We start from the raw sequence: 466 nt of genomic DNA on the forward strand, positions 1-466 counted from the left end.
CGTCGGTCAACCGGGCCGCGTCGGCCGCGCAGACCGGGACGTCCCGCGCGGCACCTCCGGCCGGCGACCATCGCATGTCGCGCACGGACGGGCCGTGGCGCGGGTCGAAGAAGCACGGCGGCCGACGTTCGGGAAGCGGCGAACCGTCGCGTCGGGCCCGGAGGGTCGCGAGCGCGAACCGGCCGTCGTCGAGGGCCTCGCTGACGTTGCGTACGTCCTCCGGGCCCCGGGCCGCCGCCATGGCCGACTTGGCTCGCTCGTAGGCGTCCAGGGCCCGCGTCCAGTCGTCGCGCATCGCCGCGTCGGATTCGGCCGCCGCCGGATCGAACGCGGCTTGCTCCAGCGTCTCGCCGTATGCGGTGATGTCCTCGTCGACCACCGGGCGCACCTGGTCCAGTTCCTCGCGGGCGCGTGTCGCTCGACGCGTCCCGGCCCGCCGGCGAAGCGCGAACGCCCCGGCGACGCC

Annotated in this window: 1 pseudogene; it reads right to left on the reverse strand. The window is 76.2% G+C overall.

The window, feature by feature from the left end:
* A pseudogene (locus GT354_RS36100) lies at nucleotides 1-466 on the reverse strand (hypothetical protein); the annotation flags it as partial.

Origin of the sequence: Streptomyces sp. SID3343 (genome assembly GCF_009865215.1) — a bacterium.
GTDB lineage: Bacteria > Actinomycetota > Actinomycetes > Streptomycetales > Streptomycetaceae > Embleya.